The sequence below is a fragment of the Arthrobacter sp. UYNi723 genome (assembly GCF_054057635.1).
Genome location: NZ_JBSRZM010000015.1, coordinates 58616 through 72647, shown reverse-complemented (window position 1 = coordinate 72647; position 14032 = coordinate 58616). Strand labels below are relative to the sequence as shown.

Annotated in this window: 11 protein-coding genes; 5 read left to right on the top strand and 6 right to left on the bottom strand. The window is 65.5% G+C overall.

Annotated features, from left to right (window positions below; translation table 11 throughout):
* Positions 1-53 precede the first annotated feature (53 nt).
* Positions 54-1070 (bottom strand): YeiH family protein, encoded by a 1017-nt coding sequence (locus tag ACVWY0_RS13060; protein WP_485837099.1) that lies wholly within the window; start codon positions 1068-1070, stop codon positions 54-56.
* A gap of 178 nt (positions 1071-1248) precedes the next feature.
* On the opposite strand from ACVWY0_RS13060, the gene ACVWY0_RS13055 reads away from it, so the two are divergent.
* The 3 genes from ACVWY0_RS13055 (at position 1249) to ACVWY0_RS13045 (ending at position 4655) form a co-directional block, all read left to right on the top strand.
* Complete coding sequence (locus tag ACVWY0_RS13055; protein ID WP_485837070.1) at positions 1249-2805, top strand: circularly permuted type 2 ATP-grasp protein; 1557 nt, start codon at positions 1249-1251, stop codon at positions 2803-2805.
* 75 nt (positions 2806-2880) lie between these two features.
* Positions 2881-3807, top strand: a complete 927-nt coding sequence (locus ACVWY0_RS13050) for an alpha-E domain-containing protein (RefSeq protein ID WP_111909491.1) — start codon at positions 2881-2883, stop codon at positions 3805-3807.
* Positions 3804-4655: a transglutaminase family protein gene (locus ACVWY0_RS13045; RefSeq protein WP_485837069.1), complete on the top strand. Its 852-nt coding sequence runs from the start codon at positions 3804-3806 to the stop codon at positions 4653-4655. The genes ACVWY0_RS13050 and ACVWY0_RS13045 overlap by 4 nt, the downstream gene beginning before the upstream one ends.
* A gap of 45 nt (positions 4656-4700) precedes the next feature.
* Here ACVWY0_RS13045 and ACVWY0_RS13040 read toward each other — a convergent pair whose 3' ends face one another.
* The 3 genes from ACVWY0_RS13040 to glgC form a co-directional block, all read right to left on the bottom strand.
* Positions 4701-5243, bottom strand: coding sequence for a pyridoxamine 5'-phosphate oxidase family protein (locus tag ACVWY0_RS13040; protein ID WP_485837068.1), 543 nt, complete (start codon positions 5241-5243; stop codon positions 4701-4703).
* Between the two features lie 45 nt (positions 5244-5288).
* Positions 5289-6740 carry an SDR family oxidoreductase gene (locus tag ACVWY0_RS13035; RefSeq protein ID WP_248760601.1) on the bottom strand — a complete coding sequence of 484 codons (1452 nt, stop codon included), beginning with the start codon at positions 6738-6740 and terminating at the stop codon, positions 5289-5291.
* Between the two features lie 81 nt (positions 6741-6821).
* Entirely contained in the window at positions 6822-8231 is a 1410-nt protein-coding gene (gene glgC, locus ACVWY0_RS13030) for a glucose-1-phosphate adenylyltransferase (RefSeq protein ID WP_485837067.1), read from the bottom strand.
* A 99-nt stretch (positions 8232-8330) separates the two neighbouring features.
* Here glgC and glgA point away from each other — a divergent pair, with 99 nt between their 5' ends.
* The gene (gene glgA / locus ACVWY0_RS13025) at positions 8331-9527 is read left to right on the top strand and encodes a glycogen synthase (protein ID WP_485837066.1); all 1197 of its coding nucleotides are present in this window, start codon (positions 8331-8333) and stop codon (positions 9525-9527) included.
* A 163-nt stretch (positions 9528-9690) separates the two neighbouring features.
* Here the strand turns inward: glgA and ACVWY0_RS13020 are convergent, their stop codons facing one another.
* Both ACVWY0_RS13020 and ACVWY0_RS13015 read right to left on the bottom strand, forming a co-directional pair.
* Positions 9691-11853, bottom strand: a complete 2163-nt coding sequence (locus ACVWY0_RS13020; protein WP_485837065.1) for an acyl-CoA dehydrogenase family protein — start codon at positions 11851-11853, stop codon at positions 9691-9693.
* Positions 11854-11906: 53 nt separating this feature from the next.
* Positions 11907-12599 (bottom strand): TetR/AcrR family transcriptional regulator, encoded by a 693-nt coding sequence (locus ACVWY0_RS13015; RefSeq protein ID WP_485837064.1) that lies wholly within the window; start codon positions 12597-12599, stop codon positions 11907-11909.
* Positions 12600-12660: 61 nt separating this feature from the next.
* Here ACVWY0_RS13015 and ACVWY0_RS13010 point away from each other — a divergent pair, with 61 nt between their 5' ends.
* Positions 12661-14028, top strand: coding sequence for an acetyl-CoA C-acetyltransferase (locus tag ACVWY0_RS13010; RefSeq protein ID WP_485837063.1), 1368 nt, complete (start codon positions 12661-12663; stop codon positions 14026-14028).
* The last annotated feature ends 4 nt before the right edge of the window (positions 14029-14032 follow it).

Genomic DNA, 14032 nt, shown 5'->3' with positions numbered 1-14032 from the left:
TCAGCTATCTAATCACGGGACCCGGGCGTGCCGGTCACCATCCGGCTGCCGGCCTAGGCCGTCATCAGCAGGGCCGCTGCCAGGCCCAGCAGCGCGATCAGCAGCCAGGCCGCCAGCGCCGCGAGCAGCGCCCTCGCTCCGGTGTGCAGGAGCGTGCGGATCCGAACGGCCGACCCGAGCCCGAAGAGCGCCGCTCCCAGGAGAATGTCCTGCAGCCCCGCACCGGCGTCGAGCCAGCCGTCCGAGAGCCAGTCCGTGGACCGAAGCGCCACCATGGCCACAAACCCCACCACGAAAAGGGGCACCAGCGGCGGCAGTGCATGTTGTCCTGACGTGCTCATGCGGTGGTGCACGCCCGCCACGGCCACCACCGGTGCCAGGAGCAGCACTCGGGTGAGCTTAACGACGACGGCGATGCCCAGTGCTGCGGTGCCGGCGGTCTGCGCCGTGGCCACCACCTGGCCGACGTCGTGCACCGACGCACCTGTCCAGGCGCCAAAAGCGAGGGGGCTCAACTGCAGGGGATGCATCAGCAGCGGCAGGATGCCGATCGCCAGCGTGCCGCACAGTGTCACCAGCGCCACCGGCAGGACAGTATCCGCATGCCGGATCCGCCGCACGGCCGCCATGGCACCGATGGCGGACGCCCCGCAGATCGAAAAGCCGGTTGCCACCAGCAGCGCGGTCTCGCGCGGCAGCCGGAACAGCCGCACCAGCAGGTAGGTGCCGCCGAAACTCAGCAGCACCACACCAGTTATCAGGACCATGGCCAGCCAGCCGAGGCCCAGGATGTCCATGATGCTCACCTTGAGGCCCAGCAGGACGATGCCGCCCCGCATCAGGTGCTTGCCCGCGAAGTCCAGGCCCGGACGCGCCCGGCCGGCGATCCACACCGCCGTGCCGGGCAGGTTCGCGGCGAGCAGGCCCAGCGCCACGGCGATGGTCATGGCCGGCAGTGCAGGCACTATGGCATGTACGGCGAAGGCAACGGCAAGGGCCGGGGTGGCCGTCAGGAGGCCGGGCAGGAGCCTGCCGGAACGTATCTTCAGTCCACGGAGCCTGGCGCGCAGCGCGCGGCGGCGGCCCCTGTTCCCGCCGGCTCCGGAGCTCCCGGGATTACTTGTCTCTGGCACTCACTAACCTTGCCGGATAGGACACGGATTCAACGAACCGCCGTTGCCTCCCTGCAACACGCCACAATGGATGGCGGTAATGATTTCGAAACAAAAAGATGGTTGGCTAAAGGACATGTCAGACCTATTCCAGGATTACTCCGAGGCCGCCGGGCGCACGGGCGCCTACGACGAGATGTTCACTCCCGGCCAGGAGGCACGCGATTCGTATGCGGAGGTGGCGGATGCGCTCCGCAAGCTCTCCCTCGCCGACGTCAGCGCCCGGGCGGACTCCATGGCACGGACCTTCCTGGACCGCGGTGTGACCTTTGACTTCGCGGGGGAGGAGCGGCCGTTTCCGCTCGACATCGTCCCCCGCGTTATCCCCGCCGATGAGTGGACCGTGCTGGAAAAGGGTGTGGCGCAGCGCGTCCGGGCCCTGGAAGCTTTCCTCAACGATGTCTACGACAAGATGAACGTAGTGGCCGACGGCGTCATCCCGCGCCAGCTCGTCACTACCAGCGCCCACTTCCACCGCCAGGTGCACGGCTTCGAACCGGCTGGCGGAGTCCGCGTCCACATCTCCGGCATCGATGTGGTGCGGGATGCGGCGGGCACCTTCCGTGTCCTGGAAGACAATGTCCGGGTGCCGTCCGGCGTCAGCTACGTCCTGGAAAACCGGCGGGCCATGGCCAAGGGCCTGCCCGAAGCATTTGGCCAGCAGCTCATCCGGCCCGTGGAAGAGTACCCCCGCCGGCTGCTGTCCGCCCTGCGCAAAACGGCGCCCGCCGGCGTCGACGATCCCACGGTAGTGGTGCTGACCCCCGGCGTCTTCAACAGCGCCTACTTTGAACACACCCTGCTGGCCGGCCTGATGGGCGTGGAGCTTGTGGAAGGCCGCGACCTCATCTGCCGCGGCAACCGCGTCTACATGCGCACCACGGCCGGTGAGCAGCGCGTGGATGTGATCTACAAACGCATCGACGACGAGTTCCTGGACCCGCTGCAGTTCCGCTCTGATTCCATGCTCGGCTGCCCCGGGCTCGTCAACGCCGCCCGGGCCGGCGGGGTGACCATCGCCAACGCCGTGGGCAACGGCGTGGCCGACGACAAACTTGTGTACAGCTACGTTCCGGACCTCATCCGCTACTACCTCAGCGAGGAACCTGTCATCGCGAACGTGGACACGTTCCGGCTGGAGGAGAAGGAATCCAGGGAATATGTCCTGGACAACTTGGCCGAGCTTGTGGTGAAGCCCGTGGACGGCTCCGGCGGCAAGGGCCTGGTGATCGGGCCGGACGCCTCCAATGACGAACTCGAGGCCCTGCGCAAGCGCGTCGTCGCTGACCCGCGGGGCTGGATCGCCCAGCCCGTACTGCAGCTTTCCACGGTGCCCACTTTGGGCGGGGACAAGTTCGGCCCGCGGCACGTGGACCTGCGCCCCTTCGCTGTCAACGACGGCGACGACGTCTGGGTACTCCCCGGCGGACTCACCAGGGTGGCGCTCAAGGAAGGCTCCCTTATTGTGAACTCCAGCCAGGGCGGCGGCTCCAAGGACACCTGGGTGCTGGCAGACTCGCCCCAGGTGCCGGTGGAAACTGTTCCGCGGCCCACCATTTCCATCCGCGAGCGGGTTTCCGTCTGGCCAGTGGAGAGCAACTGGCGCGACCGCCAGTCGGAGCAGCAGCAGTGAGCCGGGCCATCGAACCGGTACAAATGTTCACGGGTTCATTCCCGCAGATTTCGGACGCGCAGGAGGTCACCGCGAATGCTTAGCCGTATTGCTGAGTCCCTATTTTGGATCGGACGCTATGTGGAGCGGGCCGACGGCACCGCCCGCATCCTGGACGTGCACCTGGAACGCCTGAACCACCTACCCATGGACGAGCGCCGCAGGGTTGCCCAGGAGCTGCTCGCAGTGATGGGCGCCCGGCCGCAGAGCGAAGACTTCGGCCTGCCGGAGCTCCTCCACGCCCTGGCATACGACAAGACAAGCGCAACGTCCATCGCCGGGTCGCTGGGCGCAGCGCGCGAGAATGCCCGCCGTGCCCGCGAGACCGTGTCCTCGGGCCTGTGGGAAAGCCTCAACACCACCTACTACGGGCTGAGCCAGCACCGCAAGGACGTGGTGGGGACGTACCGCTTCTGCAACTGGACGCTGGAACGGACCGCCATGGTCAGCGGCCTGGCCGACACCACCGTGAGCCATGATGAAAGCTGGCTGTTCCTGGTGTTGGGCCGGTCCCTGGAGCGCGCCGACATGACCGCGCGGATGCTCTCCACCCGGGATGTCCTCTCTGCCGGCATGTCCTGGGTCAACATGCTGCGCTGCGCGGGGGCTTATGAGTCGTTCCTGCGGACCCGCCGGGCCGCCTTCGGGGACCAGCACGCCGCCGAGTTCCTCCTGCTCGACCGGCTGTTCCCTCGGTCCATCGTTTATGCCCTGCGTGACGCCGATGAGTGCCTCGCGAAGCTGGACCCTTCGGCACAGCGCGTGGGCTTCATCAACGACGCCCGCCGGATCGTGGGCCAGGCCCGGACGTTCCTCGAGTTCCACCGGACGGACGATCTGATGTCCGAACTGCCCGAGCACATGGAACGCGTTCAGAAGGCCGTTGCCCAGGCCTCGGACGCCATTTCCCGTAAATACTTCAATCAGGCAGACGAACTGGCCTGGGTGGGAGAAGTTTCATGACCCGGCTGAGCATCATCCACACCACGGCTTACAAGTACAACAAGCGCGTCACGCTGTCCTACAATGAGGCGCGCATGACACCCCTGACCGATCCCCAGCAGGTGGTCCTTGAGTCCGTGCTCAAGGTCTCGCCGTCGCAGGCGGCCGTGAGCAACTACCGGGACTACTGGGGCACCCGGGTCACTGCTTTCGACATGCAGATGCCGCACGACCATCTTGAGGTCGTTTCCAACATCACCGTCGAAGTCCACCGGGCGGAAAAGATCCCCGCGGACGCTGACATCGCCGGTTGGGACGTCCTGGCGTCGGAGGAGTCTCTGAACAGTTTCAGCGACTGGCTGCCGCAGTCGCAGCTGAGCGGTCCCGGTGCCGAGGTGCTGGGAATCATTCCAGGCGTGGTCGAAGGCAAGAACCCGCACGAGGCTGCGATGGCAATCTTCGAGTGGATGCGCGGCGAGATGACCTACATGTCCGGTTCCACCGCGGTCACCACCAACGCAGAGGAAGCGTGGGGCCAGCGGCAGGGCGTCTGCCAGGACCTCGCGCACCTCGCCATCGGCGCGCTGCGCAGCTGCGGCATTCCTGCCCGGTACGTCTCCGGATACCTGCACCCGAGGTCGACGGCGGCCATCGGCGAGACAGTTGCCGGCCAGTCACATGCGTGGCTGGAGTTCTGGGACGGCGAGTGGCGCAGCTGGGATCCCACGAACCACAAGCCGGCAGGCGACTACCACGTCACAGTTGCCAGGGGCCGGGACTACCGGGACGTTCCGCCGCTGAAGGGCATCCTGTCCGGGGGTGGCGGATCGGCGCTCAGCGTGAGCGTGGAAATCACCCGCCTCGCTTAGGCAGTCGGGGGCGTTTCCTCGTCCTGCCCAGGGTCCGGCCCAGGACTACTCCGGGGCTGCCTTGGCCGCTCCGCTGAGCTGGGTCCACCAGGTCATGGGTGCGGTGACTTTGAACCGGCGCCCGGTCACTGTTCCCGGGCTCACCCGGACAAAGGTGTCTTTCTTCCCGGCCTGCCATGGGAAGAGGTACAGGGCTGCGGAGTCCAGGATGCCTTCGGTTCCTGTGATGGCCTTTGCCGGTCCCTTGACCACCACGCTCCAGGCCAGGCCACTGACGGCATCCACGCCGTCGGCCTCCAACGCCACAGCGGCACCTCCCGAGGCGGCGGCCAGCTTGGTTCCAGCGCCGGTGCGGAACACTAATGTTCCGCCGTCCACCGTGTAGTTGATGGGGAAGATATCAGGCTGGCCGTCCACCAGGACGGCCAGCCTGCCTACCGAAACCGTCCGCAACAGGGCCCAGCATTCGTGGTGTTCCAGGTTCTCGACCTGGGACGTTGACTCGCCGGAGTTGGACTCTCGGGACGTTGACTCGTTGGACGCTGGGTCACCGGACAGTGGTTCGCCGGACATTGGCTCGCTGCTCATGCCGCCGAGCCTACGCCCAACACCCTGCTCAGGACAGTGTCCGTCCTACCAGGGGCTGGGCTTGTAGTCCTTGAGGAAGACCCCGTACTGGTCCTCGCCGTTTTCGCCCATCACGATCGGATCGTAGACACGGGCGGCGCCGTCCACCAGGTCCAGGGGCGCGTGGAAGCCCTCCTCCATGAGGCGGACCTTGGTGAAGTGCGGCCGTTCGTCAGTGATCCAGCCGGTGTCCACCGCAGTCATCAGGATCCCGTCGGCGTCCAGCATTTCCTGGGCGCTGGTGCGGGTCATCATGTTCAGGGCTGCCTTGGCCATGTTGGTGTGCGGATGCCCGGGGCCCTTGTAGGCGCGGGAGAACTGGCCTTCCATGGCGGAGACGTTGACGATGTACTTCCGGTGCGCCGTGGAGCGCTTCATGGCGTCCCGGAGCCTGCTAACCAGCAGGAACGGGGCCGTGACATTGCAGAGCTGGACTTCCAGCATTTCCAGGGGGTCAACCTCGTCCACCACCTGGGTCCAGCTGTTGATGTCAGCCAGGTCCGGGACGAGCCCGCCGGCGTCGATCGCTGTTCCGGAGGCGATCCGCTCCAGCGAGGCCGAGCCGGTGGAGAGCGCCAGCGAAGTGATGGCGTCGCCGGCCAGCACCGGGTGATCCGTGACACTGCTCGCCAGGGCGAGGGGGTGTTTGTCGTGGGCGTGGCCGAACGTCACCAGTTCCGGTCCGCCGTTGGCCGGCTCCAGCGCGGCCGGCAGCGGCTCGTCCTCGGCGTCCACCAGGGGTTTGTAGGCGTTGCCGGATCGGCGCACCGTTTGGGCGGCGTTGTTGATGATGATGTCCAGGGGGCCCGCGGCGTTGAGCGAATCCGTCAGGGCCATCACCTGCGACGGGTCGCGCAGGTCGATGCCCACGATCCGGAGCCGGTGCAGCCACTCGCTGCTGTCTTCCATTGCCGCAAAACGGCGTGCGGCGTCTTTGGGGAACCTGGTGGTGATGGTGGTGTGCGCGCCATCCCGGAGCAGGCGCAGCGCGATGTACATGCCGATTTTGGCGCGTCCGCCGGTGAGCAGCGCACGCCGGCCTGTCAGGTCGGTTCGGGCATCCCGCTTGCTGTGGCTGAAGGCGGCGCATTCCGGGCAGAGCTGATGATAAAAAGCGTCCACCTGCGTGTAGTGCTTCTTGCAGATGTAGCAGGGGCGGGAACGGATCAGGTGCCCGGCCACCTTTCCCGTCGCCGAGGTCTCCAGCTTGTTGCCGCGGGTCTCGTCGTCGATCCGGTCCGGTGCTGCTGTAGCCGTCTGTGCGATGACAGCCCGGTCGGCTTCGGAGATCAGGTCCCGCTTGGTCACGCGGCGGTGACGCTTCACGGCCTTGAACATCTTCCCGGTGGCTCGGCGCACCGAGACATAGTCAGGGTGTTCCTCGTCATAGACGTGGATGGTGTTCAACACCTTGAGGCAGGCCTGGATTTCCTCAGGCGTCAGATCGGGGGAGCTCATTGTACCGATTTTACAGCCTGGGGAAGATCCGGCCTGACCGGGTCCAGCGTTGCTGTCCTGCCGGGCCTGCCCGTCCGTCGCCTAGGCGCGGCGGCCGCCCGGGGCGGCCTGGGATGCCGTGGCCGCATGGACCGCAGCGACCTGTTCCACTGATTCGCGGATTTCGGGATAGTTGGCCGTGGCCGCCTTGATGGCATTAGGTACAAGGTGGAGGTTCCTGGCGGCGAGCGCCCGTTCCGCCTCTCCGGGCTCTGGCACCTGCTGGCCCTTGGCGAGCACCGTGATGCCGGACTCGGTCACCTTGAAACCGCGGGCGCGGTCCAGTTCCGGATCCAGGCCGATCGCGGCGCCGGCCGGTACCTTCACGTTTTTGTCCAGGATAGCCCGGTTGACCACGGCACCTTCGCCGATGTTCACCTTGTCCATCAGGACCGAGTCGATGACCCTGCTGCCGTTCCCCACAAAGACGTCGTTGGACAGGACGGATCCCTCCACCACGCCGCCGGAGATGACCACGCCGCTGGACACAATGGAGTCAAGGGCGGTGCCCACGGTGTCGTTTTCCCCGCGGACGAACTTGGCCGGCGGGGAGATGCTCTGACGTGTGTAGATGGGCCATTCCGAGTTGTAGAGGTTGAACACCGGCAACGGGGAGATGAGATCTATGTGCGCGTCATAGAACGAATCGATGGTGCCGACGTCGCGCCAGTACGTCCGGTCGCGTTCCGTGGAACCGGGGATGTCATTGAGGGTGAAGTCATAGACTCCCGCCTCACCCTGGCCGACGAAGTAGGGGATGATGTCCCCGCCCATGTCGTGCTTGGTATCGAGCCGTTCGGCGTCGACGTGGAGGGCATCCACCAACGCGTCGGCGTCAAAGACGTAGTTGCCCATGGAAGCCAGGAACTGGCTGGGATCAGCGGCCAGGCCAGGAGTTGTGGCGGGTTTCTCCACAAATGCGGCGATCTTTTGCGGGTCCTCCTGGTCCACCTCGATCACACCGAATTGGTTGGCCATGTTCAACGGTTGGCGCACGGCGGCCACAGTGGCCTTGGCACCGCTCTGCACATGCTGCTCCACCATCTGGGCGAAGTCCATGCGGTACACGTGGTCCGCACCAACCACGACGACGATGTCGGGGTTGGCGTCATGGATCAGGTTCAGGGACTGGTAGATGGCGTTGGCGCTGCCGAGGAACCAGCTCTTGCCGACGCGCTGCTGCGCCGGCACGGACGCCACATAATTGCCCAGCTGCGTGGACATCCGCCAGGTCTCGGAAATGTGGCGGTCAAGGCTGTGGGACTTGTACTGGGTCAGGACCACGATCTGCAAGTAGCGTGAATTCACCAGGTTGGACAGCGCAAAGTCGATCAGCCGGTAACTGCCGGCAAAAGGCACTGCAGGTTTCGCCCGGTCTGCCGTCAGTGGCATTAGCCTGTTTCCCTCGCCGCCCGCGAGGACAATGGCCAGGACTCTTTTATTCAACGGCATGGTAGTAGCTCCTGTACGCCTTCGTAACCCCAAACAGTCCGGCATGCCCGGACTCCTTCACACTAGAACAGATAGTGCGGAAGGACTACCTTGGGTAACGTGCGAATAGACATTGTGACTAAAGAGTTCCCGCCCGAGATCTACGGAGGCGCCGGAGTCCACGTGGCCGAATTGAGCAGGGTGCTTAGTAAGCACGTTGACCTGCAGGTTCGTGCCTTCGGGGCACCCCGCGACGCCGAATACCACGGTGCCGGGGTGACCTCCTATTCCGTTCCCGAAGACCTGGGCTCGGCCAACGCCGCCGTCCAGACGCTCGGGGTGGACCTGCGGATCGTGCCGGACGTGGCAGGTGCCGATCTGGTCCATTCGCACACCTGGTATGCGAACATGGCCGGCCATCTGGCGTCCCTGCTCCACGGCATCCCGCACGTATTAAGTGCCCACAGCCTGGAGCCCCTGAGGCCGTGGAAGGCCGAGCAACTTGGCGGCGGCTACGCGTTGTCCTCCTGGGTCGAGAAAACTGCCTACGAGGCGGCAGCAGCGATCATCGCCGTTTCGGAAGGCATGCGCCAGGACATCCTTCGCAGCTACCCGGACGTTGACCCTGCCAAAGTCAGGGTGGTCCACAACGGCATCGACGTCGAACTGTGGCAGCGCGACGAAAACCAGGACGCCGTCCGCGCCCTGGGCATTGATCCGGATAAGCCGAGCGTGGTGTTTGTCGGCCGCAACACGCGCCAGAAGGGCGTGCCTTACCTCCTGCGTGCCGCCGCGAAGCTTCCGGCCGATGTGCAGCTCGTGCTGTGCCTTGGGGCGGCGGATACCCCCGAGCTCGCCGCAGAAACTGCACGCCTGATCGAGGAGCTGCAGAGCCAGCGGACCGGCGTCGTGCTGATCGAACGGATGCTGCCGCGGAACGAACTCATCCAGGTCCTCAGCCACGCCACAGCGTTCGCCTGCCCGTCCATCTATGAACCGCTGGGCATCGTCAACCTCGAGGCGATGGCCTGCGGTGCTGCCGTGGTGGCCAGCGCTACGGGCGGCATTCCCGAGGTGGTCCAGCATGGCGAGACGGGCCTGTTGGTGGACCTGGAGCAGGTCACCGACGGTACAGGCACGCCGCTTGATCCGGAGAAGTTCGTAACGGAATTTGCCGCCGCTCTGACCGAGGTGGTGTCCGATCCCGAACGGGCACGTGCCATGGGCCAGGCCGGCCGCCGCCGTGCGGAGGAGCACTTCTCCTGGGACTCCATCACCGAGACCACCCTCGAGGTCTACCGCTCAGTGCTTTCCTGACGGACGGCAGGAACAGCAGCACTAGTGACCAAACAGCGCACGACGGCGCCGCCCCCACCGAGGGGACTGGCGCCGTCGTTCGTACAAAACGCTTGATCCAACGCGGGGTCACAAAGTGCCCATTCCGGGGCGTCGGAGGGGCTTGAAGTGACCTCGCGTTGCTTTATCGGGAGGTAGCCGTGCGCGCCAGCAGCAGCTTTTCGTCGACGGGTGCGTTGCCGCTGGCCCGCTGTGCCCTGACGTAGGCGCGGGCCTCGTCCTGCCGGGTCTTCTCGGCACCGGTGGCGATCGCCGCACGCACGTGGTCATCGCCGTACCCGAAGGCGTCCACAAGGTCCAGGGCATGGGGCCTGATCTTGACCAGGAGCCGGTTAATGTAATCACCCACGGTGCGTGCCCGTTGCATGGAGAGCCGGCCGTTCATCAGGTACCAGGACAGGTTCTTCTCGATCAGCGACAGGCCGAACAGGTCGCGCAGCCAGGTCAGGACCCGCTTGGTGCCGGGGTCCGTGACGTCTTCCAGGGCCGCCGTGAACGCCTCCCATTGCAGGAGCTCGGCGTGGGCCTGGGCAGCATCGATCAGCTCGTTCTGGTGCTGGTTGAAGAGGGCTGCCCCCTTTTCGAAGGGCAGCTTGTTGGCGCCCTTCAGGGCCGCCCCGACGTCGGCCACCATGGTCTGGACGCGGTCCGTCAGGAGGGCGCGCTGGCCTTCCTCGTCCCGGAGCGCAATGGCAGCCTTCTGGACTGATCCGGTATCGGCGACGAACTGTGCCACCTGCCGCAGCCCAGTGCGGTGGATCGCCACGCCCGTTGCCTGGGCCACCACGTAGCGTGCAAGGACGCCAAAATCGACATTCCTGAACTCCTTGGCATAGTCGGCCAGGAGGCGCTTGGCCACAAGCTGGAGCAGCACGGTGTTGTCGCCCTCAAACGTGACATAGACGTCCATGTCCGCCCGAAGGGAGGCGAAGCGGTTTTCGATCAGGAAGCCGGCGCCGCCGCACGCCTCGCGGCATTCCTGCAGGGTGTCAAGGGCATGCCAGGTGCTCAGCGGCTTCAGGGCTGCGGCGAGGGTTTCCAAATCCTGCCGGTCCTCGTCAGTATCGTGGGCGCCGGAAAAGACGTCGTCGAATTTCTGGAGGAGCTGCTCGTGCGCGAAGCCCGCGGCATACGTCGTGGCCAGCCGGGTAAACAGGCGCCGCTGGTGGCGCTGGTAGTCCAGGAGGACCTCTTCGTCAGTGTGCGACGACGCATTAAACTGGCGCCGTTCGGTGGCGTAGCGGATGGCTGCTGTCAGGGCGACCTTCGACGCCGCCACGGCCGCGCCGTCCAATGACACGCGGCCCTGGACGAGAGTTCCCAGCATGGTGAAAAAGCGGCGGCCGGGGCTGGCAATGGACGACGTGTAGGTCCCGTCAGGTGCCACATCGCCGTAGCGGTTCAGCAGGTTGGTGCGGGGGATGCGGACGTTGTCGAAATGCAGCCTGCCGTTGTCGATCCCGTTGAGGCCGCCCTTGACTCCGTCGTCCTCGCCACCGATCCCGGGCATGAACTCCTTGGTCTGGGGGTCCCGGAGGTCAACGTAGAAGGCATGCACGCCATGGTTGACGCCATTTGTCACGAGCTGGGCGAAAACGACGGCGCCGAGGCCGTCGATGGCTGCATTGCCGATGTAGTCCTTCCACGCAGCGCGGAACGGTGTATGGACCACAAATTCCTGGGTTTTGACGTCGTAGGTCGCGGTGGTGGCGATGCTGGCCACATCGGAACCGTGGCCGGTCTCCGTCATGGCGAAGCAGCCGGGGATCTCCAGGCTCATGATGCCTGGCAGCCAGTTGGTGTGGTGCTGCTGCGTGCCCAGGTGCATCACGGCCGAGCCGAAGAGGCCCCACTGGACACCAGCCTTAATCTGCAGGGACGGGTCGGCGGTAACCAGTTCCTCGAACGCCGCGATGTTGCCGCCGTGGTCATCAGAACCGCCCAGTGCCGACGGGAAGGCCCGGTGTACGGCGCTGTTGTCCACGAGGTACTTCAACTGGCCGAAGGTTCGCGTCCGGTGTTCGGTGTGCGTCAGTCCTTCAATTTTGTGCAGTGCAGGGTCACTGGCCAGCGCGCGGGATTGCCGACGAGAGTCCGCCCATTTGCCCAGGAGTTGCTCGCCGAGGGCGGCAACGTCGACGGCGGGCTGCACAGCCGAGCCGTAGTTGGCGCTGGGGCTGGTGACCGCTGGGCCCGCAGCGGCTATGTTCGCTACGGCGGCATTAGCGACGGCTGTATTCGTTACGGCGGCGTCCGGGCCGGTGGGGCGGTCCACTACTTCGGTCATGTCAATGTCCTTCGTTGGTTCTGACAGGAGGGTGTGAGGTTCTTGGGGCGGAATCATGCCGCGCTGGCGGGACTAAGCTCGGGGGCGATCCCCACGCATAACCAGGCCGTGATCTGGCGGGCCATGGCTTCCTGGTCCGGCTTCGCCGCCGAAGCCGGCGTGCTGAGCCATTGCTCACCGGCATTTCGGACCAGGCCGATGGCCGCCGTGGGCCAGTAGCCGATCACCGCTTCTTTGCCTTCGCCGAGGTGGGTCCGCATTGGCGCGGCGATCATCTCTGCGATGGAATCGAAGAAGTGGCCAAGGGCTCCCGAAATGGCCGCCGCTCCCTGGTGGCTGTCCGCATCCACCGGCGCATAGCGGGTGACAAAACTGTAGACATTGGGGCTGGTTTCCGCCATCTGGAGATAGGCAGAAATCATGGCCAGCAGCCCTTCCCGAGGAGTCTGGGCACCCTGCGCCGCTTCGCGGATCTTGCGCTGCATCTGGCTCAGGACAACTTCCCCGACGGCGTGCTGAAGCCCTGCCTTATCGCCGAAATAGCGGTAGAAGACCGACTTTGAGGTGCCGGCGGCCGCTGCAATCTCCTCCATGGAGGCATCGCTGCCCAGCGCGTGGACCGCGCGGCGTGCGGACTTGATGAGCTCCCGGCGTCGTTCCTCCCGGTGGGTCTGCCAGCGGGCCGAACGGCCGTCGGCAATTGCGCCGGCAGCCGGCGTCGGGACTTCTGCGTGGAGGTTGTTCACGATACTCAGCGTATCAGGTACGCTGGGTATCGGTAACCGTCGCAGATCAGAGGAGTCACCCATGTCCGTCAATGGACAGTCCGGCACCGGACCCCACGAATTCGCCAGCCCCACGATTTCCGGCGCGGCGCGTCCAGTCCGCCGGGCCGTAATTGTGGGTGGTAACCGGATCCCGTTTGCCCGGTCCGGCGGGGCCTACACGAAGTCATCCAACCAGGACATGCTCACTGCCGCACTGGACGGTCTTATCGCCAGGTTTGGCCTCCAGGATGAGCGGATCGGCGAGGTTGCGGCGGGGGCCGTACTCAAGCACTCCCGCGACTTCAACCTCACCCGCGAGGCAGTCCTGGGTTCGGCGTTGTCGGCGGAAACCCCCGCCTACGACCTGCAGCAGGCGTGCGCCACCGGCCTCGAAACGGTTCTGGGCCTGGCCAACAAGATCAAACTGGGCCAGATCGATTCCGCCATCGCCGGTGGTGTCGACTCGGCGTCGGATGCCCCCATTGCTGTCAGTGAAGGCCTCCGCGAGATACTCCTGGACCTCAACCGCGCCAAGACACTGCCCCAGCGCCTGCAGGTACTCAGCCGCCTGCGGCCAAGGGACCTGGCCCCCGATGCTCCGAGTACTGGGGAGCCACGCACCGGCCTGTCCATGGGCGAGCACCAGGCGCTGACCACCGCGCAGTGGAACATTTCGCGCGAGGCGCAGGATGAGCTGGCTTTCAACAGCCACCGCAACCTTTCCGCCGCGTATGACGCAGGATTCTTCGATGACCTCCTGACGCCATACCGAGGCCTCGCCAAGGACTCCAACCTGAGGGCGGACACCACATTGGAGAAGCTGGCTACACTCAAGCCCGTCTTCGGGAAGAGCCTCGGCACCGAGGCCACCATGACGGCGGGAAACTCCACACCGCTGACCGACGGGGCCTCCACGGTCCTGCTCGCATCCGAGGACTGGGCTGATGCCCATGACCTGCCGAAGCTCGCCACCGTCGTGGATGGTGAAGCTGCCGCCGTGGACTTCGTCCACGGCAAGGACGGACTGCTTATGGCTCCCGTGTTTGCGGTCCCCAGGCTGCTGGCCCGCAACGGACTGACGCTGGATGACTTCGACTTCTTTGAGATCCACGAAGCCTTCGCCGGGACTGTCCTGAGCGCCCTGGCCGCCTGGGAAGATGATGAGTTCGGCCGCACCCGGCTGGGACTTGAGGGTGCCTTCGGCAGCATCGACCGCACCAAGCTGAACGTCAATGGCTCCTCCCTGGCCGCGGGCCACCCGTTCGCAGCCACCGGCGGACGCATCGTGGCCTCGCTGGCCAAGATGCTGCAGGCCAAAGGCACCGTCGAGGGAAGGCCTGCGCGCGGACTTATTTCCATCTGCGCCGCCGGCGGCCAAGGCGTCGTCGCAATTCTCGAAGCACTCTAGGGGC